Below are 24,826 nucleotides of genomic sequence, written 5' to 3'. Positions count from 1 at the left end.
GTGTGATACCGACCCGACCCGTGTGACGCCGCCCTCTCGGGTGAGTGCGTCCGGGTCGCCGTGTCAGTTCTGGTATCTGCCGCACGCGGAGGCTCCTGTGTTGAAAGCTGTGTCGCTCGCTCATTCCCACGACGGTGATCTGTTGTTCACCGGGTTCGACCTGGTCCTCGGCGCCGGGGACCGGATCGGGGTCGTCGGCCCGAACGGTGCCGGCAAGACCACCCTGTTGCGGATCCTCGCCGGGGAGCTGACACCGTCGCACGGTCACGTCACGCTGGGCCCGGGGACCCGGGTCGGGTACGTGCCGCAGCAGGTGCCCGGCGCGGAGCAGGCCACGATCGGGGAGTTCCTGACCGCGGGTCTCGGCGAGCTGGCCGGGGTGCTGACCCGGATGCGGCACCTGGAACAGCAGCTGTCCGACGGTGCCGACGTGCTCCGCGCGTACGGTGAGATCCAGGAACGGTGGACCACCCTGCGGGGGTGGACCGCCCAGGCCCGCGTCGATCAGGCCCGGGAAAGGCTGGGGATCTCCCACCTGGACGACGACCGCGGGTTGCAGGAGGTCTCCGGCGGTGAGCAGGCCCGGTTGCTGCTGGCCCGGGCCCTGCTCGACGACCCGGACGTGCTGCTGCTCGACGAGCCCACCAACCACCTCGACGCCGAGGGCGCGGCCTGGCTCGCGCAGTGGCTGGCCGATTATCCCGGCGGGGTCCTCGCGGTCAGCCATGACCGGGCGTTCCTGGATCAGGCGGTGACCCGGGTCATCGAGTTCGACGGCATCCATGAGCAGGCCCAGGACTATCCCGGCGGCGGGTACAGCGGCTACCGGGCGGAGAAGACCCGCCGGTGGCGCAAGCTGCTGCTCGACTACGAGGCGCAGGAGAAGGACCGGCTGCGGTGGGAGGCCGACATCGCGCAGACCCTCGCGCAGGCGCGTGGGGTGGAGACGACGGTGCGCTCCGGGGTGGAGGCCCCGCATCTGCGGCGGATCGCGAAGAAGGTCGCGAAGAAGGCGAAGGTCCGCGAGCGCCGGTTGCGCCGGCAGATGCAGTCGCTGCGGTGGATCGAGCAGCCCCGCACCCGGCCACCGCTGACCCTCGCGTTCCCCGGTGACCAGGACACGGCCGGGCAGGTCGTGGCGAAACTCGACGACCTGGTCGTGCGGCGCGGGGACCGGATCCTGGTCACCGGCCGGAACGGTTCCGGTAAGACGACGCTGCTGCGGGCGGTGCAGCAGGCCGCGGACGTGCCGGTGGCGGTGCTGCCACAGACCGATGCCGGGCTGCGGAGCTCGGTCACGGTGGTCGACTACTTCCGGTCGCAGATCCCTGTGTACGCCGACGACGCCGAACGGCTCCTGCAGGCGCACCAGTTCGGTGAGGACCAGTGGCAGGCGCCGTTGCGCAGCCTGTCCGCCGGGGAGCTGCGCCGGTTGCTGCTGGCGGTGATGGTGAACAGCCCGGCGCGGGTGCTGCTGCTCGACGAGCCGACGAACTTCCTCGACTTCGACGCCCTGGACACCCTCGAAGCGGCGTTGCGGGCGTACCGGGGGACGGTGGTGGTCGTCACCCATGACCGGTATTTCGCCGCGGCTGCCGGGGCGGGTCAGACCTGGCATGTCGCGCACGGCCGGGTGACGGTGAGCTGAAATCATGTCGTCATGACGTCACTGGTTCCCCGCCAGCCACATCCGGGCACTGTCGACACCGCGGGCAGCGCCGAGCAGGTCACCGAGGCGTGGCTGGCGAACCGGCGGTTGTCGCAGCACACCCGGGCCGCGTACCGCCGCGACGTGGGTGGCTGGCTCGCGTGGTGCGCGGCTCGGGAGCTGGATCCGTTGCGGGCGTCGTTCCTGGACGTCAACGCGTACGCGCGGGGACTCGAGGCCTCGGACCTGGCGCCGGCGTCGGTGGCGCGGAAACTGTCCGGGTTGTCGAGCTGGTATGACTTTTTGACGAAATTGCGTGCGGTGGATCACAACCCGGTCGCCGGCGCGGACCGCCCGTACGTGTCCCGTGACCATTCGGGGACGATCGGGCTGGCCCCGGAGGAGGTCGACGCGCTGCTCGCCGCCGCGGACGCGGACACGGGCCCGTCGGCGGCCCGGCACCGGGCGGTCCTGACGTTGCTCGCGGATCTGGGGTTACGCGTCGGGGAGGTCTGCGGTCTGGACGTCGCCGACCTGGGTTACGAGCGGGGTCACCGCAGCCTGCGGTTCATCGGCAAGGGCGGCCGGCCGCGGCGGCGGGCGCTGACCCCGGCGGCGGCGCAGACCCTGGATGCGTACCTGCGGGAGCGCGCCGCGGCCGAGGGGACTCCCGTGGACCGGCTCGACGGGGCGTTGCTGGTGACCTCGGGTGGGACCCGCATCGACCGGCACGCGGTGTTCCGGCTGGTGCGGCGGCTGGCGAAGGAGGCGGGGATCGCGAGCTGGGCGAAACTGTCCCCGCACTCGCTGCGGCACTCGTTCGCGACGACCGCCCGCGCGGAAGGTGTCCCGCTCGAAGACGTCCAGGATGCCATGGGTCACGCCGATCCGCGGACGACGCGCCGCTACGACCGGGACCGGCACAACCTCGACCGTGATCCGTCGTACACGCTCGCGGCGGCCCGTGCCCGCCGCAACGCCTCGTGATCGCACCCCCTATTCTCGACGCCGTCGTCGATCACGGATGAGGTTGGGTTGAACATTCTCGAAGCGGTGCTGCTGGGTGCGGTGGAAGGTTTCACCGAATTCCTGCCCATCTCCAGTACCGGTCACCTGACCATCGTGGAGAAACTGCTCGGCTATCAGATCGACGCGCCGGACATCACCGCGTTCACGGCGATCATCCAGTCGGGTGCCGTGTTCGCGACGCTGATCTTCCTGCGGACCGACATCATCAGGATCATCGGGGCGTGGGTCAAGGGCGTGTTCAGCTCCGCGCAGCGCTCGAACGCCGACTACCGGTTCGGCTGGGCCGTCATCCTCGGTTCCATCCCCATCGGTATCGCCGGGCTGCTGTTCCAGGACGCGATCGAGACGACTCTGCGCTCGTTGTGGTTCGTCGCCGGCGCCTTGATCATCTACAGCTTCGTGATGTGGTTCGCCGACCACGCCGCCACGGAGGTCCGCCACGCCGAGGACGTCACGTGGAAGGACACCCTGATCATCGGCGTCGTGCAGTGTCTCGCCGTGATCCCGGGCGTGTCCCGCTCCGGATCGACGATGACCGCGGGCCTGCTGCGTGACCTCGACCGGGTGACGGTGACGAAGCTGTCGTTCTTCCTGAGCATCCCCGCCCTGTTCGGCGCGACCATCCTGCAGACCTACGAGAACTACGACGGCATCTCGTCCGCCAACGGCGGCGTCGGCTGGACCGCCACGATCACCGCCACGATCGTGTCGTTCATCGTCGGCTGGTTCGCCGTGTCGTGGCTGCTGAAGTTCGTCGCGAAGCACTCGTACTCGGTCTTCATCGGCTACCGCCTGGTCCTGGGTTCGCTGCTGCTGGTCCTGCTCGCCACCGGGGCGATCGACGCGAAGTAACCCGGGCGCTGATCGACGCCCTCGCCGTCGGCGAGGGTGTCGCATTCATTGATGTTCGTTGTTTTATCACCCACTCCGGCGTTAACGTAGCGCGTGCAAGCCAGCACGGTGCGTTGACTAGTTGGGGAGGGTTCCGTGGGTGAGGTGCTGACCGACCGGCTGCCGCTGTTCCCGTTCCTCAGCCCGGGCGACGACCCGTTCACGCCGGTGACCGGGGCTGATCTGCGCCGGCTCGACGGGCCCGTGACGCGGGTGAAGTTGCCGACCGGCGGGTGGACGTGGCTGGTCACCCGGCATCGCGATGTGAAGCAGATGCTGCGCTCGGACGCGTTCAGCGCCGACGCGGCCCGGCCCGGGTTCCCGCTGCTGCGGCAGTCGCCGCCACAGTCCGCGGAGGGCCGGCGTGGCGGTTTCATCCGGATGGACGGGGAGGAGCATCTGCGGCTGCGCCGGATGCTGACCGCCGAGTTCATGATCAAAAACATTCGGCGGATCGAACCGCTGATCGGTCAGGTCGTCGACGACGCCCTGACCGCGTTCCAGGCCGGGCAGCGCCCCGCGGACCTGGTGGCCGGGTTCGCCCTGCCGGTCCCGTCGCTGGTGATCTGCCACCTGCTCGGGGTGCCGTACGCCGATCATGCGTTCTTCCAGCAGCGCAGCGTGGTCCTGCTCGACCGCAGCGCCGACCCCCTGGCCGTGCGGGACGCGGTCGCGGGGCTGCGCTCGTATCTGGGGCGGCTCATCGAGGACAAACGTGCCGGGGCGACGCCGGGCGACGACCTGCTCGGCCGGCTGATCACCGAGCGGGTGCGGCCCGGGGAGCTCGAGGTCGGTGAGCTGATCGGGATGGCGTTGCTGCTGCTGATCGCCGGGCACGAGACCACCGCGAACATGATCGGCCTCAGTGTCCTGTTGCTGCTGCAGCACCCCCACGTGTGGGAGCGGCTGCGCGGCGACCCCGCGCAGGCCGACGCGGTGGTGGAGGAGTTGCTGCGGTATCTGACGATCGTGCGGCAGGGCCTGCCCCGGCAGGCGATCCGCGACGTCGAGGTCGGTGGGCGCCGGATCCGGGCCGGGGAACCGGTCACCGCCCTGTTGTCGCTGGCGAACCGGGACGCGGACGTGTTCGACGACGCGGAGGAGTTCGACCCGTACCGGGAGGCGCATCAGCATCTCGCGTTCGGGTTCGGGGTGCACCAGTGCATCGGGCAGCCCCTGGCCCGCGCCGAGCTGCGGATCGCGCTGACCGGGCTCGCGGCCCGGCTGCCCGGGTTGCGCCTGGCCGCCGACCCCGCGGACCTGCCGAAACGCGACAACTCCATCGTGTACGGGCTGTCCGAACTGCCGGTGACGTGGTGAGCGGGGTCGCCGCGGACCGGGACGTGTGTGTCGGGGCGGGGATGTGTGTGCTGACCGCGCCGGACCTGTTCGATCAGGACGACGAGGGTCTCGTGGTCCTGATCGACGAGTCCGACCCGGACCCCGCACTGACGCAGCGGGCGGTGCTGCTGTGCCCGTCCGGGGCCCTGCGGGTCACAGGAAACTAGTCGCGGGCTGGGGTTCGCGGCCCAGCAGGGTGGCGAGCAGCGGGTCGACGCCGGCGAAGTCGCCGCGCCGGGCGGCCTGGTAGAAGCCGAGCAGGAACCGGGCCATGAACTCCGGGGTGCCCCGGGCGACCTGCGCGGCGAGCCACGCGTCGTCGTCGAGCAGCTCCACAACGACGCTGCGGCCGGCCAACTCGGACGCGGTGGCGGCGAGCTCGGCGAACGTCGGTGCGGCGTTCGCGGTGATCGTGACGGGACCGTCGAAGCCGGTGCCCGCCGCGAGGATCACGGCGGCGGCCTGCGCGGAGTCGTCGCGGGCGGTCCAGGACACGGGGCCGTCACCGGGGACGGCGATGACACCGGTCTCGCGCCACGGGCCGGTCATCCAGGCGAGGCTGTGCGCGTAGAAGCCGTTGCGCAGCGACGTCCACGCGATCCCGGACCGCTGGAGGAGCTGCTCGGTCCCGCCGTGGTCGCGGCCCGGCTTGAACGCGGTGTCGAGCAGGGCGTTCTGGTGGCTGGTGTAGAGGATCCGGCCGGCCTTCGCCGCGACGGCCGCGTCGATCGCGGCGCCGTGCAGGGCGACCGCGTCGGCTTTGGGGTCGCTGGAGGAGACGAGCAGCAGCTGGTCGGCGCCCTCGAACGCGGCGGGCAGACCGGCGGGGTCGGCGTAGTCGCCGTGGCGGACCTCGACGCCGAGATCCGCGAAGCGCTGGGCTTTCGTGACGTCGCGGGCCACGACGGCGATCTGCGCGGCGGGGACGAGGGTGAGCAGGTGGTCGACGGTGGCGCCGTTGAGGGCACCGGTCGCTCCGGTGATGACGATCATGGTGACACTCCAGGTGATATCAGCGTTTCGCCAATCACGCTAACACTGGAATCACGGCGATAGCAAGAATCCGCTATCATCGGAAACGTGAAGGAGCAGCCAACCCGGGACCACGTACGCGCACGCCTCGTCGACGTCGCCGCCACCCTGCTCGCCACCCAGGGCCCCGACGCGGTCACCACCCGCTCCGTCGCCCTCGCCGCCGGCGTCCAGGCACCCTCGATCTACCGGCTCTTCGGCGACAAGGACGGCCTGCTCGACGCCGTCGCCGAACACGGCTTCGCGAGCTACCTCGCCCAGAAACCACCCATCGACACCGGCGGCGACCCCGTCGACGAACTCCGCGCCGGCTGGGACCTGCACATCGGATTCGGGCTCGCCAACCCCGCCCTGTTCCGCCTCATGCACACCAGCACCCCCACCCCCGCGGGCCGAGCCACCGCCGAAGCCGGCGGCGACATCCTGCGCCGCCGGGTGCAACGCGTCGCCCGGGCCGGTCGTCTACGCGTACCCGAAGCCCGCGCTGTCGCCCTGATCCGCGCCGCCGGCACCGGAGTCGTCCTCACCATGCTCGACGACCCGGACCCCGCCCTGGCCGATCTCGCCTGGGACGCGGTCTGCGCCGGCATCCTCACCGACACCCCCGCCACAGCATCCGGGCCCGCCGCCGCAGCCGTCACCCTGCGCGCCGCCCTGCCCGACCTGCCGGACTTCACCCCCGCCGAAACAACCCTGCTGAGGGAATGGCTGGACCGCCTGACCTAGGCCGCATACACGGCACTGACGCCCTGCACATCCGTGACCCGCAACCGCGTCGACATCGTGCTGCGCGCCGCGATCTGCGCCGCATACGCCGCACGCCGCCGCGCCACCACACCATCACCCTTCGCCGACGCCGTCACCTGCTGCTCCATGTGCCGCGACAACCCGTCCCTCAACAACGCCAAAGCCTCCGTGCGCAACTGCGACACCCGCGACTCCGACACCCCCAGCTCCGCCGCGACATCCGCCAGGGGCCGCTCCTGCAAGAACGACGCCTCCACCACGAACCGCAACCGCTCCGGCAACAGCGACACCGCGTCGTGCAGATACCCGATCCGCTCCCGGTGCAGCAACATCTCCTCCGGGTTCAGCGACGCCTCCGTCACCAGGTCCTCCGCGGCACCCGCCGTGAACCCCTGCAACGACAACACCGCCGCCCGCTGCACATCGTCATCCACCGACGACAGCTCCGCCACACCCACACCCAGCAACTCCGCGAGCTCCTGCGGCGCCGGCGTACGACCCAGCCTCGCCGTCAACTCCTGCCGCGCCACATCCGCACGCCGCGCCCGGGCCCGCACCGACCGGCTCGCCCAGTCCTGACCCCGCAACTCGTCCAGCAACGCACCCCGCACCCGCTGCACCGCGAACCGGCCGAACGGCACACCCCGCGACACGTCGAACGCCTGCGCCGCCGTCACCAGCGCCGCATACCCCGCCGACGCCAGATCATCACGATGCACATGCGCCGGCACCTTGAACAGCATCTCCCGGACCAGGTGACCGACCAGCGGCATGTTCTCCCGGACCAGGACATCGAGCTCGCGGGCGGACAGCGGCGTAACAATCGCAGCGGACATCGTGGTTCCCCCTCGGATCCGTCTCCCGGTGACGGCTCACCGGCTGACAGGGGGAACTTTTCAATCCGCCGAGTGCAGAACCCGGTTCCGAACGGGTGCAGCAAGGTTGCACCGGAAAAACCCTAAAGTCCGCACAGCACCTACACAGGCAACCAGCCACTCTCCCGGGCCAACCGCACCGCCTCAGCACGCGTACGCGCACCCGTCTTCCCCATCGCCGACGACAGATGGTTACGCACCGTCCCCTCCGACAGCCGCAACTCCCGCGCCACATCCGCGACCGTCCCGCCGTCCGACGCCGCCCGCAACACATCCGTCTCCCGCTCCGTCAACGGCGAATCCCCCTGCGCCAGGGACTGCGCGGCAAGAGCAGGATCCACCACCCGCAACCCCTCATGAACACGGCGCACGGCATCCGCCAACTGCCGCGCCGGGGTGTCCTTCACGATGAACCCACTCGCCCCCGCCGCCATCGCCTGCCGCAGATACCCCGCCCGCCCGAACGTCGTCACCATCAGCACCCGGCACCCCGGCACCCGCCTGTGCAGCTCCCGCGCCGCCGCGATCCCGTCCAGACCCGGCATCTGCACATCCAGCAACGCCACATCCACCCCGTGATCGACCACCGCCGCGACAACCTCGTCACCCCGCCCGACCTCGGCAACCACCTCGAGATCGAGTTCCATGTCCAGCAACGCCGCCATCGCACCGCGCACCAGAGCCTGATCATCGGCCAGCAACAGACGGATCACGACACCACCTCCACCCGCACCCGGAACCCCGGCCCATCCGCACGACGCCCCACCGACAACACCGCACCCGCCTCCCGCGCACGCCGCTGCAACCCCAGCAACCCCTGCCCATCGGACGCCGGCACCCCCGCACCCGGCCCGTCATCCACGATCTCCACACTCGACGACGTCAACCGCACCTCACACCGGCCCGCCCCGCTGTGCCGCACCACATTCGTCACCGCCTCCCGGATCGTCCACGCGAACAACTCCCGCACCCGCGACGGCACCTCATCCGCCGCCCCCGGCAGATCCGCCACCACATGCGCCGCCTTCAACGCCTCCCGCGCCGCCGCGATCTCCCCCGGCAACGAGATCCCCCGCATCCCCATCGCCGTCGCCCGCACATCCGACAACGCATCCCGCGCCAGAGCCTCCAGATCCTGCAACTCCTTACGCGCCTTCTCCACATCGATATCCAGCAACCGCTGCGCCAGCTCCGCCTTCACCGTCACCACCGTCAGCGAATGCCCCAGAATGTCGTGCAGATCCGCCGCGATCCGCGCCCGCTCGTTCTGCACCGCCATCACCGACAACTCCTGCTGCGCCGCCCGCAACCGGAACTGCCGCTCCCCCGCCAGCCGCAACCCGAACGTCGCCGCCGACCCCAGCAACACCGCCAAGCCGTACCCGTTGTCCTCCCACCCCGGCACCAGCCACGCCAGCAACTCCGCCGACACCACCAGCACCCCGCAGAACGGCACCGCCTGCCACACCGGCAGCACCGTCATCGCCAGCGCACCCACATACACCGCACACGTCAACGCATGAAACCCCGCACCCGGCACCTGCAACGCCGCCAGACCCAGCATCGCCATCAGCAACAGCCACACCAGCGGCAACCGCCCACTCACCGCCCGGCCACGCGCCACCAGGAACACGTACAACACCGCGAAACCGGCAAGCGCCACCAGACCCACATCCCGGACCCACCCGGACTGCGCCCGCAACGCCGACAAGTTCTCACCGAGATAGAACAGCCAGACCGCGGCGAACACCCACACGAACCGGGGCCGCCCAGGCGTCAGACCCGCGCCGTGTCCCTGCGGAACCGCCACATCGCCCCCACCGAGAACACCGCCGTCCACACCACCACGCTCAACGCCGCCAGCCATAAATTCCCCTCATGCGTCAACGGATACCGCGCGATCTGCCCCACCCCGTACACCGGCGTGAACGCCGCGATCCGCGCGAACGTCGACCCCAGCTGATCCACCGGCACGAACAACCCACCCGCGAACGACAACACCGCCAGAACCGGCCCCAAGATCTGCAACACGTTCTCACTGGGCAGCAGATACCCCATGAACAACCCGAACGCCGCGAACACCAGCGCACACACCCACGCCAGCAACCCGCACTCCACCCACGCCGCCGCCGGCAACTCCGCACCCGTGAACGCACCCACCACGAGCGCCACCACCACCGACACCGCCCCGATGATCATCGCCAGGACCAGCTTCACCGCGATGTACGCCCCCGGCAGCAACGGCGTCAACCGCAACTGCCGCGACCACCCCGCCGCCCGCTCCACCGACACCATCGCCCCACCCGACGTCGTCGCCAGCATCGCCCCATAAACCGCCATGCTCACCAGCACATACCCGGCCACGTTCCCACCACCGTCGAGACGCTCCGAGCGATACGACGCACTACTACCGAACAACAGATAGAACACCGGCGGCATCACCACCGTGAACACCACCGTCCGCCGGTTACGGACCATCCGCCGCAACTCCAGCCCGATCATCCCCAGCGAAAACCCGCCGAACCGCGGCAACGACCGCTCCACCACCGCCGTCATGCCGCCACCTCGTCACTCGTCAACGCAATGAAAGCCTGCTCCAGGTTCCGCGCCACGATCTCCAGATCACGCGCCGCCGTCCGCGTCAGCAGATACCGCGCCACCTCATCGGTGTCCGACGCATGCACCAGCACCGAATCCCCCCGGACCTCCACCGAATCCACCCCCGCCATCGCCCGCAACACCGCCTCCTGCTCCCCGGCACCCGGCAAAGTCGCCCGCACCGTACGCCCGGACGCCAGCGCCTTCACCTCCGCCGCCGTACCGTCCGCCACCACCCGCCCCCGCCGCACGAACACCACCCGATCCGCATACGCATCCGCCTCCTCCAGGTAATGCGTCGCGAAGATCACCGTCCGCCCCGACCGCGCGTCCTCCCGGATCGCCGACCAGAAATCATGGCGACCCGACACATCCATCCCCGTCGTCGGCTCATCCAGGATCAGCAACTCCGGATCCGGCAACAACGCCATCGCGAACCGCAACCGCTGCTGCTGACCCCCCGAACACTTCCCCACCAGGCGATCCCGGATATCCGCGATCCCCGCCCGCTCCAGCACCGCCTCCACCCGCTCCCGCGGCCGCCCGAACAACACCGCCGTCAACCGCACCGTCTCCCCGACCGTGTAGTCCTTCAACAACCCACCCGACTGCATCACCGCCGACACCAGCCCCAGCGCCACCGCCTCCCGCGGCGCACGCCCATACACCCGCACCGACCCCACCGACGGCTCCGACAACCCCAGCACCATGTCCACCGTGCTCGTCTTGCCCGCCCCGTTCGGCCCCAGCAACGCCACCACCTCCCCCGGCCGGATCGCCAGACTCACCCCGTCCACGGCCGTCACCGCCCCGAACCGCTTCACCACACCGTCGAGCTCCACAGCCATCCGCTCCGTCATGCCACCAGCCTCGCCGCCCCCGCCCCCCGGTGCAGGGGTGACACGTCACCCTCACCCCATGACATCCGTAACGGGTGCCATCGGATGATCGGCTCGACACCTGGGCACCAACGCCGCTGCCGAACCCACCCACCGACCTCCACACTTGAGCGCAGTGCCCGGTGCGGTCCGGGGACGCCTCTGGCCACCCGACCGGGACGTCCGCACCGGGCACACCACCTCTGGGCACACCACCTCTGGGCACACCACGTCCGGGCACACCACCGCTCTGCCGACAGCAAAAACACCTTCCCCCACCCGCCCGCACCGGGCAGGGTCGGGCAATGCGACTGCTCATCCTCGGCGGCACCGGCTTCGCCGGACACGCACTCATCGACGCCGCCCGCACCCGCGGCCACGACATCACCGTGCTCAACCGCGGCAACCGCCGGCCACCGCCAGGCGTCACCGCCCTCGTCGGGGACCGCACCACCCCCGACGGCCTCACCGCACTCGCCGGCGGCACCTGGGACCACGTCATCGACACCTGGTCCGCCGCCCCCGGCGCCGTCCGCGACGCCGCCACAGCACTCAACGGCCACGCCGGGCGCTACACCTACATCTCCAGCCGCAGCGTCTACGCCGACGGCACCGGCCCCGGCGCCACCGAAGACGCCCCCACCGTCACCGGCGACGGCGACGACTACGCCCACCACAAACGCGGCGCCGAACTCGCCGTCGACGAACACTTCACCGGCCCCGTCCTGCACGCCCGCGCCGGCCTGGTCCTGGGCCCCCACGAGGACGTCGGCCGGCTGCCCTGGTGGCTCACCCGCCTCGAACGCGGCGGCCCCACCCTCGCCCCCGGCCCGCACGACCTGCCCCTGCAACTCATCGACGTCCGCGACCTCGCCGACTTCGTCCTCGACACCACCGGCACCGGGGCGTACAACGTGGTCAGCCCACCCGGGCACACCACCATGGGAGAACTGCTCGACCTCGGCAACGAGCTCACCGGCGGGCACGCCGACCTGCGCTGGACCGACGAGAAGACGATCCTCGACGCCGGCATCGAGGCGTGGATCGAACTGCCGATCTGGCTCGCCCCCAGCAGCGCCGACTACGGCTTCCTGCATCAGGGCGACGTCAGCAAGGCCCTCGCCGCCGGCCTGAAGCCACGCCCGATCCGGGAGACCGTCGCCGACACGTGGGCCTGGATGCAGACCCTGGGCGGTACGCCCCCGCGGCGCCCGGACCGGCCCGCGCTCGGCCTGAGCCCGGAGAAGGAGTCCACTGTCGTGTCGTGACATCCGCCACGGAGATCATCGGGCGAGGAGTCGGCAGCGGTTGGCTGCCGACCCCTTTTCGCAGCCCTCTGACCTGCCCAAAAGCAAATGGTGGGGGTCGTCGAATTCCTTTTTGTAGTTGATCGTGGTGTGCGCAGCACACCCCCTAAGCCATCCTAGGACGTTAGGGGAGAGGGGTGTTCCAGGACGGACAATGAGCGCGTGCCCACCGCCGACGGCGCCCGGACCCGCGCCGAGCTGACGACCCTGCGCCCGGACCTCACCGGCGCCTACGACCGGGCCCTGCCCCGGGCCCGCGCGGAGATCATGTCCCGGCTGCTCGGGGCCGTCGAACGCGAACCGCTCGGCGTGACCCTCGAGTATCCGGCGCGGGCCGCACTGCCCTTCGCCGTGCCGGAACCCGGCCTCACCGTGTCGGGCACCACCGATCCCGCGGAGCTGGTGACCCGGCTCGGCTGGGCGCGGGGGTTCCGCGACGAGATCGCCAACTCCGTGGAGAACCTCGCCCTCGCCTACGCCGACCCGCCCCCGCCCGGCGACCGGCCGCTGCTGGACACCTCCCCGGACCTGGCCACCCTCGAACAGCTCGTGCCGGACGGCCACCCGCTGCACCCCTGCTGCCGCACCCGCACCGGCCTGACCGTCGCCGACGTCCTGCGCTACGCCCCGGAGCACCGGCCCACCCTGCGCCTGCGCAAGCTCCGCGTCCCCGCGGACCGCTGGTACGGCGGCGGGCCCCCGGTGCTGCTCGCCCACCCGTGGCAGGCCGACCGGCTCCGCGACACCCACCCGTGGCTGCGGCCCGACGGCGAGACCGGCCCGGTGAGCCCGCTGATGTCGCTGCGCACCGTCGACACCGGCGCCGGGCACGTCAAGACCGCCGTGGACATCCAGATGACCTCCGCCGTGCGGACCGTGTCACCGGCCGCCGTGCACAACGGCCCCCGGCTGTCCGCGCTGCTGCGCACCCTCACCGCCGGTCTGCCGCTGGAGATCCTCGCCGAGACCGGCGCCGGGGCGGTGATCGTCGACGGGCACCCCGACCGGCACCTGGCCCACCTGCGCCGCGAAGCCCCCCGGCTGCGACCCGGCGAGACGATCGTGCCCCTCGCCGCGCTGGCCGCCCCCGACCCGTACGACGGCCGGCCCCTGCTGCACCACGCCGCCACCGACCCGTACGCGTGGTGGCACGACCTCACCCACCTGCTGCTCCCTCCGCTGCTGGCCGTCCTGGACCGGGGCGTCGCGCTGGAGGCCCACGGCCAGAACACCCTGGTCGTGCTTGCCGGCAGGCGCCCCGTCCGGATCGTCTACCGCGACTTCGGCGGGGTACGGGTCAGCCCCCGCCGCCTGGCCGCCGCCGGTGTCGAAGCCCCGCCGCTGGAGGGTGACCTGCCCAGCGACGACCCGGTGGTGCTGCGCACGAAGCTCGCCGCCGCGGTGCTCGGCACGGTCACCGGTCAGCTCATCGCCGTCCTTCAACGCGGCGGCGCCGACCCGGCGAAGCTGTGGGCCACGACCGCCCACGCGATCGCCGCCGCAGGCACCCCCGACGCCGCGGCGCTGCTCACCGAACCACTGCCGGTCAAGGCCACCACGGCGATGCGGCTCGCCGCCGATCCTCTCGACGACGTGTGGGCGTACGTGGACAATCCGATGGGAGCCTCATGACGCGCAGCGTGACTACCGGCAGGCTGGCTGTGTCCGCTGCCCATGCGGGTGCGGCGCTGGCTGTGCACGCACCGGGGCTGGCCGCGGCGTACGAGGCGGCACTGCCGGAGGCCGCCGACGTGGTGGGGCGCAGGTTGCGGGGGGCTCTGGTCCGGGAACGACTCGTCGACGCCGCGCCCGGGGACCACTTCCACGCGTTCCATCGCGTGGAGTACGCCCATTCCGGCGCGGACGACCCGGCGGAGCTCATACCGCCGGGGCTGCCCGGGGCCGCCGGGCTCGCCGCCGAGCTGCGCAACGCTGTCGTCAACCTCGCCATCGCCATGGCCCGGCCCCCGCAAAAAGCCGCCGCCGATCCGGACGCGCAGGCCGTTGCCGGGGAACGGCTCGCGGTGGCCGGGCACAACCTGCACCCCTGCGGGCGTACGCGGCTGGGCTGGGACACCTCCGACGTGCTCGCCCACGACCTGGAGGCCGGGCACACCCGCCTCGGGTTCCTCGCCGTGCGCGACGACACGCACCTGGGTGACGACGTCGGCGCTGCCCTGCGGGAGGCCTACCCGCAGCTGCCCGAGGTGGCGCCCGGATTCCGCCTGCAGCCCGTGCACGCGTGGCAGCGCGACGCCGTGCTGCGCACCCGCTACCGGGACCTGATCGACGCGGGTGACGTGCGGATCCTCGACGCGGAACTCGACGCGGTGCCGACGGCGGCGCTGCGGACCCTGCTGCTGCCCGCCGCCGCGGACGGCAGCCGCCGCTACGTGAAGGTGTCCCTCGACATCCAGGTGACCTCGACGCGGCGCAGCATCTCGGTGGCCAGCACCCGTAACGGCCCGGCCGTGTCGGCACTGCTGCACCGCCTGGTCGCCGGCGATCCGGGGATGGACCGGCTGCTGCTGATGGCCGAGACGGCGGGCGCGGCCGTCCCGGCGGGTTCGGGGCGCGACATGGCCGCGATCCTGCGCGACGGGCTGACCGGCCGGCTGCTCCCGGGGGAACACGCGGTGCCGGGTGGGGCTTTGCCGTTCGTGGCCGCGAAACTGGTCGCGGAGTTCGCCGCGGGCACGGGACGCATCAACGGCACGGCGGCGGCGGGGGCTTTCCTGGACGCGTACGCCCGGCTGGTCCTGCCGCCGTTGCTGCGGCTCACGATGCGCGGGGTGGCGTTCGAGGCGCACCTGCAGAACTGCCTGCCGACGTTCCTCGGTGGTGTCCCGCACCGGCTGGCGCTGCGGGACTTCGCGGGGCTGCGGCTGCACCCGGGACGCCTCGGTGCCGCGGCCGGCGCCCTGGAGCTGTGGCCGGGATCGGTGGTCGGCACCGACGACGAGGACGTGCTGCGCGCGAAGATCGGCTACACCGGGTTCCAGGCACACCTCGGGGAGCTCGTCATCCGGCTCGGCGAGTCCCACGGCCTGGCCGAGGACGCGGCGTGGCGGATCGTGCGCGCGGTCGTCGACGAGGTGTACGACGTGCCCGGTGCGGTCGCCCGCGCCGATCATGCGGCGTTCACCGCGCCGCTGGTCCCGCACAAGGCGCTGGTCAGGATGCGGCTGGCCGGGGGCGGCGACGAGTACCTGCCCGTGGAGAATCCCCTGCATGCCCGCGCCTGAGAACGTCGCCGCCGCGCTCGCCGGCCTGCCGTCGCCGGTCTGCGCGTACGTCTATGACCTACAGGCGTTGCGGGACCGGGCCGCGCGGGTGCGGGCGGCGTTACCGGCCGGGACGACGCTGCTGTACGCGGTCAAGGCGAACGGGCACCCGGACGTCGTACACACCCTCGCTTCGGTGTGTGACGGCCTGGAGGTCGCGTCCGGGGGTGAGTTGCAGCTGGCCGTGGGTGCCGGCGCCCGGCAGATCGTGTTCGGCGGCCCGGCGAAGACCGACGCCGAGCTGGCCGCGGCGATCACGGCGGGCGCGCAGATCAACATCGAGAGCGGCCAGGAGCTGCGCAGGCTCGATCGGCTGGCCGCGGCCGCGGGGGTTGTGGTGACAGCGTGTGTACGCGTGAACCGCGCGACCGCGTCCGTCGGCGGCACCCACGCGATGACGGGCACGGCGACCCCGTTCGGTGTCGACGAGGCAGCGCTCGCGGAGTTCTTCGCCCTGCCCCACGACAACGTCCGCATCGCGGGGTTCCACCTGCACGCCGTGTCGAACAACCCCGACGGCCCGGCGCACGCGCGGTTTCTCGCCGACTGTCTCGCGTGGTCGGTGACGGCCGCGGCGCGCCACGGCGTCGACCTGGAGATCGTCAACGCCGGCGGGGGCCTGGGCATCGACTACCTCAGCGACGCGACGATCGACCTGGACGCGCTGTCGACCGGGGTCACCGTGCCGCCCGGGGTGACGCTGATCGTGGAACCGGGCCGGATCCTCGCCGCCGACGCGGGCTGGTACGCCGCCGAGGTCATCGATCTGAAACGTACGCACGGCACGTGGTTCGCGGTGCTGCGCGGCGGCACGCACCACTTCCGGCTCCCCGCCGCGTGGGGTTACAGCCATCCGTTCACGGTCGTGGCGCGGGAGCTGTGGCCGTACCCCTGGGACCGTCCTGCAGTGTCGGACGTGCGTGTGGACGCGGTGGGCGAGTTGTGCACCCCGCGTGACGTCCTCGCCCGGGACCAGCCCGTGGACCGCCTGCGGATCGGCGACGTGCTGCTGTTCGCCCGCACCGGCGCCTACGGCTGGGACATCTCCCACCACGACTTCCTGCGCCACCCCGCCCCGCAGTTCATCGTCGTCTAGACCGGTCCAGCTCGTCCTCGACGTCCTCGACGGACGGCGCTTGCCCGGGATCGACGAGCCACTGCAGCCTCAGTCCGTTCAGCAACGCCAGGGGCACGGAACCGCCGAGTCCCGCGCGGCCCCGGCGCTGCGCCGTGGCTAGGTGTTCGCGGACCTCCGGCGAGCGTTCGGCCTGGGCGCGTCGCAGGCGCTGATCGGCGCCCGCGTCCTCGCCCGCGAGCTGGCCCGGTGCGCCGGCGACCACCGGGCCGGGTTCGCCGCCTACGAGCGCGAGCTGCGGCCCTGCGTGACGACGAACCAGGCCGCGGGCCGCCCGGCTGGTCGGTGTCACGAAGGCCGCCACTTTGCAGTCCATGCCGCGAGGCTGAATGTTGCACTGGACAGCGGGATGCGAGAACTTTCTGCGGTGTTGCTCGTCAAATCCGGCCGATCACGTCTGACGGGAAGAACATGTGTTTCCTGGCCAGACGTGATTGGTCCAGGCTTGACATCTGACGCCGCAGAAGGTTGCGGCACAGCCGGTTCCGGCGCAACTTCGTGCCCCGTGGCCAGGTCCCCCTGTAAACGAGTCAAAGACTCCGAACATCACGTCGTTGCTCCGGCCCTGCGGACTGTTCTGCTCAGGGTCGCCGTGAGAGCCAGCAGCACGAGCCAGCCGGCCAGGACATAGGTCAGCGCTGGCGCACCGAGCAGCGCGATCAACGCACCACCCGCCATCGTCCCGATCGCCGCGCCGCCGGTGGTCAGCGTGTCGATCGCGCTGGTGACCCTGCCCCGCAGCGCGTCCGGGGTGACCGCGAGCCGGTAGGAGTCCAGGGCCACGTTGTAGATCGGCGACACCACCGACTCCGCGAACGCCACGACCAGCAGCAGCCACCACACCGGCGCGACCGCGTAGAACGGGAACGCCAGCGCCTCGACCCACAGCATCGCGATCGACAGCCTCCCCAGCCGATACCGGCGGGTGAGGACCGGTGCCAGCACGCTGCCGAGCAGCGCCCCGACCGCCGCGCCGGTGAACACGAGCCCGACCTGGGCGGGGTTCGCGTCCAGGCGCTGGGCCAGCACGATGATCAGCAGGTAGCCCGCGCCGTAGCGCAGGCTGTCCGCCGCATCGATCAGGGCGAGGGTCCGGATCATCGGGGTACGCCACAGCCAGCCCAGCCCCTGACCGATCTCGGCCACAAGAGCCCGCGGCGACACGCCGGTCGCGGCCCGTTCCTGCTGGAGGTCGGCCCGTTCTTGGTGGAAGTTGGCGCGGATGCCGCGCAGGGCGACGGCCGAGACCAGGAACGAGGCGGCGTTGACCGCGAACGGGAACGTCCGCCCCACGGCGTAGGCGACGCCGGCCACCGAGGCGCCGGCAATGCGCAGGGTGTTGGACAGCACGCCGATCGTTCCCAGCGCGCGGGGCAGCTCGTCGTTGGTGACGATGTTCGGTAGCACCGCGCTGTTAGCCGCGCCGAACAGGGTGCTGAGGGCACCGGTGAGGACCGCGACGGCGTACAGCTGCGGCATGCCGAGCGCGCCGCACGCCGCGGCGACGGGGATGGAGGCGGTCAGCGCGGCACGGCCGACCTCGCACCAGATCATGGTGGTTCGGCGGTCCCAGCGGTCGGCCAGCGCACCGGCGACCAGCCCGAAGCCCAGGTAGAGGACGGTCTGCAGGCCGAGCAGGACGCCGGCCTGGGTGGCGGACCCGGTGAGGGCCACGACGAGCAGGGGCAGGGCGAGGAACTGAAGCTGGTCACCGACCTGCGAGACCAGCCGCCCGCCGATCAGCAGCTGAAAGTTGCGCCGGCGCCACAGGGGCGCCGGGAGGGAGTTGTCCACGAGGAAGTCCTGTCGCTGAGTGCTCTGTCAGGGGCTCGACAGACACGCGGAGGACTCCCGGAAAAGGGCAGACTCCACCCGCGTGTCGCAGCTCGACAGCTAGGACTTACACGGGGAGAACACAACGACGATCATAGTTACTGTTTGCGGAACTCCGCGCACCACCGGGCACGGAGGGTCTCGCCGGGGTTGTCGGTGAGGTGCTCGATGCCGACGGTGGTCAGGCCGGTGCCGAACGCTTCGATCTCGTCACGCTCGAGCGGCCACGGCGGTCCTTCGCGGCGCGCGTCCACCGCCGCGGCGGCCAGGACGAGCAGGGTGCCGCCCGGGGCGACCAGCGGGGCGACGTTCGCGATCGCCCGGTCGCGCGTGGGGCGGGGCAGGGCCTGGACGTTGTTGCTCTCCACCACCAGGTCGAACGCGTCCCGCCAGCGGGTGGGCGGCGCGAGCAGGTCGGCGACCACGTAGTAGACCGGCGATCCGGGGTGGCGGTCACGTGCGGTGCGTACCGCCGTCTCGGAGATGTCGAAAGCGGTCACCGCGAAGCCGAGCCCGCCCAGGAACTCGGCGTCGCGGCCCAGCCCGCACCCGACGACCAGGGCGCTGCGGCCCCGGCCGGTCACCGCGTTGTCCTCGGCCCAGGCGGTGAGGTAGCGGCTGGGCCGGGGGACGTCCCAGGGGATGTCCGCGCCGGCTTGCGCGTACAGCTGCTCGAACCAGCCCGTCGGGTCACCCGCGGCCAGCGACTCCCGGGCCAGCCTCGTCGTGTCGGGGACGGTCACGCGCTCGCACGGGGCAGCCGGCGCAGCTCACGCAGGGCCTGGCGCCGGGTGTCACCGGTGAGGGTGTCGATGTAGAGGCGGCCGTCGAGGTGGTCGGTCTCGTGCTGCAGCGCACGGGCGAGCAGCCCCGTCCCGTGGATCGTCACCGGTTTGCCGTCCTGGTCGAAGCCGGACGCGGTGACGGACATCGCGCGGGGTGTCGCGAAGCCCAGGTCGGGCAGCGACAGGCAGCCCTCCTCGTCGTCCTGCTCACCGTCGAAGTCGCTGAGGACCGGGTTGATCAGGTGCCCGACCACGCCGTCGACGTTGTAGGAGAAGGCGCGCACGCCCACGCCGATCTGCGGGGCGGCGACCCCGGCCCGGCCGGGCACCCGCACGGTGTCCTCCAGGTCGGCGACGAGCTCCCGCACGGCGGCGTCGAAATCGGTCACCGCGTCGGACGGGGTACGCAGGACGGGGTCTCCGTACAGGCGGATGGGGCGCACAGTCATGCCCTCAAATCTACCGGCCCGCGATCAGACGCCCGGCCCGGCCAGGATCGCGCGCAACGGGCCGGCTTTGGCGGCGGCTTCGTCGACCTCGGCCCAGGGGTCACTGTCGATGGTGATGCCACCGCCGGCCCACAGGTGCAGCCGGCCCTCGGTCGCGGCGACCGTGCGGATGGTCAGGCCGAGGTCGACGTGGTCGGTGCCGACCCAGCCGAGGGCGCCCATGCTGACGCCGCGGCCGACCGGTTCCAGGTGTGCGATCTCGTTCAGTGCTGCGAGTTTGGGTGCGCCCGTCACCGAGCCGCCCGGGCACAGGGCCCGCAGCAACGCGGACAGGTCCAGGGTGCCGGTGATCGGCGCGGACACCTGCGACTCGGCCTGCCAGAGACCGGACCATTCGCGTACGCCGAAAAGCTCGTCGACGCGGACCGGACCGACACCCGGCAGCCGGGCCAGGTCGTTGCGGGACAGGTCGACGATCATCACGTGTTCGGCGCGTTCCTTGTCGGACGCGAGCAGTTCCGCGCGCCCTTTCACGGTCGCCGGGCGGGTCCCTTTGATCGGGCGGGTGATCACCCGCCCGGCGCGGATCTCGACAAGGGTTTCCGGGGACGCCGTCGCGATATGCCAATTGTCGCCCGCCATCATCCCGCCGTACCGGGCGCCGGGGATTCTGGTCACCCGCTGTAGGGCCGCGACCGGATCCCCGGTGTACGGCGCGCTGGCGTGACCGACGACGTTGACCTGATAGACGTCGCCCCGCGCGATCGCGGCGCGGACCGCGCCGACAGCATTGGCATGTTCCTGACGGGTCCAGCTGGGCACCCACGAACCGAGCTCCCACGGCGGCGGAGCTGACTCAGGGTGAGCGCTGGGCGTCGGGGTGGAACCGCTCCCAGAGTGGGTACCCTGGTCGTGGTGGACGTAGAGAACCGCAGCCACGTCCGGGATTCCCGGGACGGGGGTGACCGCGCCGGGCATCCCACCGGCCATCACCGAACCGGCGGCCGCAGACACGTAGAGTGCAGATCCGCAGACCGTGTCTTCATCGATCGGGTGGAATGGGATGGCCGAACGGATGAGGTTTCGCACCGGCAGTCCGTTGCCCGCGAGCCAGGCTGTCACAAGCTCTGCGGGGTCACCACCGTCGGACAGGTACCACTCGAACCTGGATGACGGACGGTGACGGTGCAGGCAGGAGGCCGGAGAACCCGGTGGACCTGTTTGCGCGGGTGTCGGAAAGTGGTCGTATCGGCGCCCACCGTGGAACATCTGAACAGTGGATTCTGTCAACGGAGCCCCATCACCCGCGCCAGCCGAAATCGTTCGGAAGGAGTAGTGTTCGGCCCCGTTGATGTGAAGCACAACACAACCCCTTACCGGAGATCCCCCGATGTGCCAGCACCAAAACACCTGCCCTAACGCCGAGGCCATGGACCGCGAAGCGGCCCGTATCGTGGCCACCTTCCCTGAACAGGGATGGAGCCTGCTCTGCAACGGAGTCATCGTCTTCGAGGACACCGGCGAGCTGCTGCCCGACTGCAGCGTCATCGAGCCGCACCGCGGCCCGGCCCGCCACGCCCTCGCCGCCTGACCCACCAGCCGACCCGGCATCCTCCGAGCGGCCCGACCAGGGTCACCGGAGCAGCCACAATCGCACAGACCCGCACGGACCCGCTCACCGGGCTCAGCCAACCACCCGGCGCCATGAGCCCCGCAGCAGGCCCGATGCTCACAACGGGCCCAATGCTCCCAGCGAGCCGGTGCCTCCAGCGAGCCGGTGCCCGCATCGCAGCAAGCCAGCGCTCGCAGCGGCCGGCGAGACCGGCAGCGCAACGGGCGGCTCAGGCCGGCGGCCCCCAGCCGACGGCCCGCATACGCCGCCCGAGCCCGCCCCGGCCCGAGCCCACCCGGCCCGAGCCCGGACCGGCACAGCGACACCGTCACACCTGTAAGGCACAGCTAGTCCCGGCATCCCGGCGACGAAGCCGAGAGCGACGCCCCTGACACCAGGCGGCGAACGCCCGGCTCCGCCGAAGCAGCCGAGCCCTGCGCCCACCACGACAACCGTGCGAGGGCCGGCCGGCGCGAACCGGCCGGCCCTCACCGCGGCCTTCGCCGCGGCTCAGTCCTCGAACGCCTCCGGCGACGGGCACGAGCAGACCAGGTTCCGGTCACCGTACGCACCGTCGATGCGCCGCACCGGCGGCCAGTACTTCGACGTCCGGTCCACACCCGCCGGGAAACCGGCGAGCGACCGCGGGTACGCGTGGTCCCACTCGTCCGCCGTCACCGCCGACGCCGTGTGCGGGGCGTGGTGCAGCGGGTTGTCGTCCGCCGGCCAGTCACCCGCAGCGACCCGGTCGATCTCACCCTTGATCGCGATCATCGCGTCACAGAACCTTTCCAGCTCGGCGAGGTCCTCGCTCTCGGTCGGCTCCACCATCAGGGTGCCCGCCACCGGGAACGACATCGTCGGCGCGTGGAACCCGTAGTCGATCAGCCGCTTCGCCACGTCGTCCACGCTCACGCCCGTCGCCTTCGTGATCGGCCGCAGATCCAGGATGCACTCGTGCGCGACCAGACCCTCGTTACCCGCGTACAGCACCGGGAAGTGGTCCCGCAGCCGCGCCGCCACGTAGTTCGCCGTCAGCACCGCCGCGGCAGTCGCCGCCGCCAGGCCGTCCGGGCCCATCATCCGCAGGTACGCCCACGAGATCGGCAGAATCCCCGCCGACCCGTGCGCCGCCGCCGACACCGCGTGCGTATCCGCGGCCTGCGACAAAGGGTCACCCGGCAGGAACGCCGCCAGGTGCGCCCGGACCGCGACCGGCCCGACACCCGGACCGCCGCCACCGTGCGGGATGCAGAACGTCTTGTGCAGGTTCAGGTGCGACACGTCCGCCCCGAACTTGCCCGGCTTGGCATACCCGACCAGCGCGTTCAGGTTCGCCCCGTCGACGTACACCTGACCACCCGCGTCGTGGACCTTGCCACACAGGTCCGCGATGCCCTTCTCGTACACCCCGTGCGTCGACGGATACGTCACCATGATCGCCGCCAGGGCGTCCCGGTGCTTCTCGATCTTCGCGTCCAGATCCGCCAGGTCGACGTTGCCCATGTCGTCACATGCCACCACGACGACCCGCATACCCGCCATCACCGCACTCGCGGCATTCGTACCGTGCGCACTCGACGGGATCAGGCACACCTCGCGATGCGTGTCACCGTTCGCCCGGTGATAGCCACGGATCGCCAGCAGACCCGCCAGCTCCCCCTGCGACCCGGCGTTCGGCTGCACACTCACCGCGTCATACCCGGTGACCTGCGCCAGCCACCCCTCCAACTGCGACACCAGGGCCTCATAACCCTGGGTCTGCGACGCCGGAGCGTACGGGTGGATGTTCGCGAACTCCGCCCACGACACCGGCTCCATCTCCGTCGTCGCGTTCAGCTTCATCGTGCACGACCCCAGCGGGATCATCCCCCGGTCCAGGGCATAGTCCCGGTCCGACAGCTTGCGCAGGTACCGCAGCATCGCCGTCTCCGAGTGATGCGAATGGAACACCGGGTGCGTCAGGTAATCCGTCGCGCGCAGCAGCTCACGCGGGATCCCGTCGACAACCTCCGGCGCGTCAGCCGCCCCGAACGCCGCCAGCACCGCCGACACGTGCGCCGGCGTCGTCGTCTCGTCCGCCGCGATCGACACCCGGTCCGCATCCACCAGCCGCAGGTTGATCCCGCTCGCCTCGGCAGCCGCCACGATCTCCGCAGCCCGGCCCGGCACCACCGCCGTCACCGTGTCGAAGAACGCCGTGTTCGTCACCTCGACACCCGCCGACGCCAGCCCCGTCTGCACCGCCCGCGCCATGTTGTGCGCCCGCTGCGCGATCGCCCGCAACCCCGCCGGACCATGATAAACGGCGTACATGCTCGCCATCACCGCGAGCAGCACCTGCGCCGTGCAGATGTTCGACGTCGCCTTCTCCCGGCGGATGTGCTGCTCCCGCGTCTGCAACGCCAGCCGATAGGCCGGCGCGCCGTCCGCGTCCTTCGACACACCCACCAGACGACCCGGCAGCGACCGCTCCAGCCCGGCCCGCACCGCCAGATAACCCGCGTGCGGGCCACCGAACCCGAGCGGCACACCGAACCGCTGCGTCGTCCCCGCCGCGATGTCCGCCCCGATCTCCCCCGGCGTCCGCAGCAACGTCAACGCCAGCAGATCAGCAGCCACCGTCACCAGCGCACCCACCGCGTGAGCCGCCTCCACCAGCGCCGCATGATCCCGCACCGCACCCGACGCACCCGGATACTGCACGTGCAACCCGAAGAACTCCGCCGGCAACTCCACGTCACCGTCCAGGTCGACCAGCGTCAACTCGATACCCAGCGGCTCCGCCCGGGTCCGCAGCACACTCAACGTCTGCGGCAACGTGTCCGCGTCCACGACGTACACCGGGCTCTTGCTCTTCGACGACCGCCGCGCGAGCGTCATCGCCTCCGCGACCGCCGTGCCCTCGTCCAGCATCGACGCGTTCGCCGTCGTCAGACCCGTGAGGTCCGTCACCATCGTCTGGAAGTTCAGCAACGCCTCGAGCCGGCCCTGGCTGATCTCCGGCTGATACGGCGTATAAGCCGTGTACCAGGACGGATTCTCCAGCACGTTCCGCCGGATCACCGCAGGCGTGAACGTGCCGTAATAGCCCAGACCGATCATCGACGTCGCGACCGTGTTGCGACCCGCGATCTCCCGCAGCTCCGCGATCGCCTCCTCCTCGGAGGCCGCCTCGGGCAGCTCGAGCCGCTCGTGCCAGCGGATCACCTCAGGGATCGCGGCATCCATCAGCGTCTCGAGCGAAGCCTGCCCGATGGCCTTCAACATCTGGGCCTGGGCATCCCCATCAGCACCGATGTGGCGATTAGCGAACGTCATGGCGGCTCCCGGGAAAGGTCGACAAGGCAACCTCCCCCTCTGTCACCCCAGGAAGGGATTT

Annotated in this window: 23 protein-coding genes; 11 read left to right on the top strand and 12 right to left on the bottom strand. The window is 71.1% G+C overall.

Annotated features, from left to right (window positions below; genetic code table 11):
• The first annotated feature begins 97 nt into the window (after nucleotides 1–97).
• The 5 genes from Aco04nite_RS10500 to Aco04nite_RS10480 all read left to right on the top strand — a co-directional run bounded on the left by Aco04nite_RS10500 (nucleotide 98) and on the right by Aco04nite_RS10480 (nucleotide 5,076).
• The gene (locus Aco04nite_RS10500; protein WP_212997002.1) at nucleotides 98–1,648 is read left to right on the top strand and encodes an ABC-F family ATP-binding cassette domain-containing protein; all 1,551 of its coding nucleotides are present in this window, start codon (nucleotides 98–100) and stop codon (nucleotides 1,646–1,648) included.
• Nucleotides 1,649–1,660: 12 nt separating this feature from the next.
• Nucleotides 1,661–2,635: a tyrosine-type recombinase/integrase gene (locus Aco04nite_RS10495; protein ID WP_212997001.1), complete on the top strand. Its 975-nt coding sequence runs from the start codon at nucleotides 1,661–1,663 to the stop codon at nucleotides 2,633–2,635.
• A gap of 48 nt (nucleotides 2,636–2,683) precedes the next feature.
• Complete coding sequence (locus Aco04nite_RS10490; protein WP_212997000.1) at nucleotides 2,684–3,529, top strand: undecaprenyl-diphosphate phosphatase; 846 nt, start codon at nucleotides 2,684–2,686, stop codon at nucleotides 3,527–3,529.
• 135 nt (nucleotides 3,530–3,664) lie between these two features.
• Entirely contained in the window at nucleotides 3,665–4,888 is a 1,224-nt protein-coding gene (locus Aco04nite_RS10485; protein ID WP_212996999.1) for a cytochrome P450, read from the top strand.
• A complete protein-coding gene (locus tag Aco04nite_RS10480; protein WP_280519332.1) occupies nucleotides 4,885–5,076 on the top strand; it encodes a ferredoxin in 192 nt (63 codons plus the stop codon). Before Aco04nite_RS10485 ends, Aco04nite_RS10480 begins: the two co-directional genes overlap by 4 nt.
• On the opposite strand, the gene Aco04nite_RS10475 is transcribed toward Aco04nite_RS10480, so the two are convergent.
• Entirely contained in the window at nucleotides 5,063–5,902 is an 840-nt protein-coding gene (locus Aco04nite_RS10475; protein ID WP_212996998.1) for an NmrA family NAD(P)-binding protein, read from the bottom strand. The genes Aco04nite_RS10480 and Aco04nite_RS10475 overlap by 14 nt on opposite strands.
• Before the next feature lie 87 nt (nucleotides 5,903–5,989).
• Here Aco04nite_RS10475 and Aco04nite_RS10470 point away from each other — a divergent pair, with 87 nt between their 5' ends.
• On the top strand, nucleotides 5,990–6,667 hold the full coding sequence (locus tag Aco04nite_RS10470) for a TetR/AcrR family transcriptional regulator (protein ID WP_244875869.1): 678 nt from the start codon (nucleotides 5,990–5,992) through the stop codon (nucleotides 6,665–6,667).
• Here Aco04nite_RS10470 and Aco04nite_RS10465 read toward each other — a convergent pair.
• The 5 genes from Aco04nite_RS10465 to Aco04nite_RS10445 form a co-directional block, all read right to left on the bottom strand.
• Nucleotides 6,664–7,524 (bottom strand): sigma-70 family RNA polymerase sigma factor, encoded by an 861-nt coding sequence (locus Aco04nite_RS10465; RefSeq protein ID WP_212996997.1) that lies wholly within the window; start codon nucleotides 7,522–7,524, stop codon nucleotides 6,664–6,666. The two genes, Aco04nite_RS10470 and Aco04nite_RS10465, sit on opposite strands and share 4 nt — an antisense overlap.
• 140 nt (nucleotides 7,525–7,664) lie before the next feature.
• Nucleotides 7,665–8,276, bottom strand: a complete 612-nt coding sequence (locus Aco04nite_RS10460; protein ID WP_212996996.1) for a response regulator transcription factor — start codon at nucleotides 8,274–8,276, stop codon at nucleotides 7,665–7,667.
• Nucleotides 8,273–9,403, bottom strand: coding sequence for a sensor histidine kinase (locus Aco04nite_RS49560; RefSeq protein ID WP_280519331.1), 1,131 nt, complete (start codon nucleotides 9,401–9,403; stop codon nucleotides 8,273–8,275). The genes Aco04nite_RS10460 and Aco04nite_RS49560 overlap by 4 nt, the downstream gene beginning before the upstream one ends.
• Complete coding sequence (locus tag Aco04nite_RS10450) at nucleotides 9,340–10,119, bottom strand: ABC transporter permease (protein WP_212996994.1); 780 nt, start codon at nucleotides 10,117–10,119, stop codon at nucleotides 9,340–9,342. The genes Aco04nite_RS49560 and Aco04nite_RS10450 overlap by 64 nt, the downstream gene beginning before the upstream one ends.
• Nucleotides 10,116–11,021: an ABC transporter ATP-binding protein gene (locus Aco04nite_RS10445; RefSeq protein ID WP_212996993.1), complete on the bottom strand. Its 906-nt coding sequence runs from the start codon at nucleotides 11,019–11,021 to the stop codon at nucleotides 10,116–10,118. Before Aco04nite_RS10445 ends, Aco04nite_RS10450 begins: the two co-directional genes overlap by 4 nt.
• 323 nt (nucleotides 11,022–11,344) lie before the next feature.
• Between Aco04nite_RS10445 and Aco04nite_RS10440 the strand changes: the two genes are divergently transcribed.
• The 4 genes from Aco04nite_RS10440 to Aco04nite_RS10425 all read left to right on the top strand — a co-directional run bounded on the left by Aco04nite_RS10440 (nucleotide 11,345) and on the right by Aco04nite_RS10425 (nucleotide 16,726).
• The gene (locus Aco04nite_RS10440; protein ID WP_212996992.1) at nucleotides 11,345–12,307 is read left to right on the top strand and encodes an NAD-dependent epimerase/dehydratase family protein; all 963 of its coding nucleotides are present in this window, start codon (nucleotides 11,345–11,347) and stop codon (nucleotides 12,305–12,307) included.
• 201 nt (nucleotides 12,308–12,508) lie between these two features.
• Nucleotides 12,509–13,978: an IucA/IucC family protein gene (locus Aco04nite_RS10435; protein ID WP_212996991.1), complete on the top strand. Its 1,470-nt coding sequence runs from the start codon at nucleotides 12,509–12,511 to the stop codon at nucleotides 13,976–13,978.
• Between the two features lie 8 nt (nucleotides 13,979–13,986).
• Nucleotides 13,987–15,591, top strand: coding sequence for an IucA/IucC family protein (locus Aco04nite_RS10430; protein WP_244875868.1), 1,605 nt, complete (start codon nucleotides 13,987–13,989; stop codon nucleotides 15,589–15,591).
• The gene (locus Aco04nite_RS10425) at nucleotides 15,578–16,726 is read left to right on the top strand and encodes an alanine racemase (RefSeq protein WP_212996989.1); all 1,149 of its coding nucleotides are present in this window, start codon (nucleotides 15,578–15,580) and stop codon (nucleotides 16,724–16,726) included. Before Aco04nite_RS10430 ends, Aco04nite_RS10425 begins: the two co-directional genes overlap by 14 nt.
• Here the strand turns inward: Aco04nite_RS10425 and Aco04nite_RS10420 are convergent.
• The 5 genes from Aco04nite_RS10420 to Aco04nite_RS10400 all read right to left on the bottom strand — a co-directional run bounded on the left by Aco04nite_RS10420 (nucleotide 16,713) and on the right by Aco04nite_RS10400 (nucleotide 21,101).
• Entirely contained in the window at nucleotides 16,713–17,081 is a 369-nt protein-coding gene (locus tag Aco04nite_RS10420) for a hypothetical protein (RefSeq protein WP_212996988.1), read from the bottom strand. The two genes, Aco04nite_RS10425 and Aco04nite_RS10420, sit on opposite strands and share 14 nt — an antisense overlap.
• Nucleotides 17,082–17,311: 230 nt before the next feature.
• Nucleotides 17,312–18,559, bottom strand: a complete 1,248-nt coding sequence (locus Aco04nite_RS10415) for an MFS transporter (RefSeq protein ID WP_212996987.1) — start codon at nucleotides 18,557–18,559, stop codon at nucleotides 17,312–17,314.
• 137 nt (nucleotides 18,560–18,696) lie between these two features.
• Nucleotides 18,697–19,341: a class I SAM-dependent methyltransferase gene (locus Aco04nite_RS10410; RefSeq protein WP_212996986.1), complete on the bottom strand. Its 645-nt coding sequence runs from the start codon at nucleotides 19,339–19,341 to the stop codon at nucleotides 18,697–18,699.
• The gene (locus Aco04nite_RS10405; RefSeq protein WP_212996985.1) at nucleotides 19,338–19,832 is read right to left on the bottom strand and encodes a peptide deformylase; all 495 of its coding nucleotides are present in this window, start codon (nucleotides 19,830–19,832) and stop codon (nucleotides 19,338–19,340) included. Before Aco04nite_RS10405 ends, Aco04nite_RS10410 begins: the two co-directional genes overlap by 4 nt.
• Before the next feature lie 24 nt (nucleotides 19,833–19,856).
• Nucleotides 19,857–21,101 carry a chorismate-binding protein gene (locus tag Aco04nite_RS10400; protein ID WP_212996984.1) on the bottom strand — a complete coding sequence of 415 codons (1,245 nt, stop codon included), beginning with the start codon at nucleotides 21,099–21,101 and terminating at the stop codon, nucleotides 19,857–19,859.
• 121 nt (nucleotides 21,102–21,222) lie between these two features.
• Here Aco04nite_RS10400 and Aco04nite_RS10395 point away from each other — a divergent pair, with 121 nt between their 5' ends.
• Nucleotides 21,223–21,423, top strand: coding sequence for a DUF5999 family protein (locus Aco04nite_RS10395; protein WP_203835199.1), 201 nt, complete (start codon nucleotides 21,223–21,225; stop codon nucleotides 21,421–21,423).
• A 531-nt stretch (nucleotides 21,424–21,954) separates the two neighbouring features.
• Here Aco04nite_RS10395 and gcvP read toward each other — a convergent pair.
• Nucleotides 21,955–24,765, bottom strand: coding sequence for an aminomethyl-transferring glycine dehydrogenase (gene gcvP, locus Aco04nite_RS10390; protein WP_212996983.1), 2,811 nt, complete (start codon nucleotides 24,763–24,765; stop codon nucleotides 21,955–21,957).
• Nucleotides 24,766–24,826: the final 61 nt, after the last annotated feature.

Source organism: Winogradskya consettensis (genome assembly GCF_018332715.1).
GTDB classification, from domain to species: Bacteria; Actinomycetota; Actinomycetes; order Mycobacteriales; family Micromonosporaceae; genus Actinoplanes; species Actinoplanes consettensis.
The sequence above is the reverse complement of the archived record's forward strand: the minus strand, read 5'-3'. Positions and strand labels throughout refer to the sequence as shown.

What these genes read in the sequence shown, in the direction of transcription:
- Aco04nite_RS10495 (WP_212997001.1), top strand. Translation starts at nt 1,661, where the DNA reads ATGACGTCACTGGTTCCCCGCCAGCCACATCCGGGCACTGTCGACACC.
- Aco04nite_RS10475 (WP_212996998.1), bottom strand. Translation starts at nt 5,902, where the DNA reads ATGATCGTCATCACCGGAGCGACCGGTGCCCTCAACGGCGCCACCGTC.
- Aco04nite_RS10465 (WP_212996997.1), bottom strand. Translation starts at nt 7,524, where the DNA reads ATGTCCGCTGCGATTGTTACGCCGCTGTCCGCCCGCGAGCTCGATGTC.
- Aco04nite_RS10450 (WP_212996994.1), bottom strand. Translation starts at nt 10,119, where the DNA reads ATGACGGCGGTGGTGGAGCGGTCGTTGCCGCGGTTCGGCGGGTTTTCG.
- Aco04nite_RS10445 (WP_212996993.1), bottom strand. Translation starts at nt 11,021, where the DNA reads ATGACGGAGCGGATGGCTGTGGAGCTCGACGGTGTGGTGAAGCGGTTC.
- Aco04nite_RS10440 (WP_212996992.1), top strand. Translation starts at nt 11,345, where the DNA reads ATGCGACTGCTCATCCTCGGCGGCACCGGCTTCGCCGGACACGCACTC.
- Aco04nite_RS10425 (WP_212996989.1), top strand. Translation starts at nt 15,578, where the DNA reads ATGCCCGCGCCTGAGAACGTCGCCGCCGCGCTCGCCGGCCTGCCGTCG.
- Aco04nite_RS10420 (WP_212996988.1), bottom strand. Translation starts at nt 17,081, where the DNA reads ATGGACTGCAAAGTGGCGGCCTTCGTGACACCGACCAGCCGGGCGGCC.
- Aco04nite_RS10405 (WP_212996985.1), bottom strand. Translation starts at nt 19,832, where the DNA reads ATGACTGTGCGCCCCATCCGCCTGTACGGAGACCCCGTCCTGCGTACC.
- Aco04nite_RS10400 (WP_212996984.1), bottom strand. Translation starts at nt 21,101, where the DNA reads ATGTTCCACGGTGGGCGCCGATACGACCACTTTCCGACACCCGCGCAA.
- Aco04nite_RS10395 (WP_203835199.1), top strand. Translation starts at nt 21,223, where the DNA reads ATGTGCCAGCACCAAAACACCTGCCCTAACGCCGAGGCCATGGACCGC.
- gcvP (WP_212996983.1), bottom strand. Translation starts at nt 24,765, where the DNA reads ATGACGTTCGCTAATCGCCACATCGGTGCTGATGGGGATGCCCAGGCC.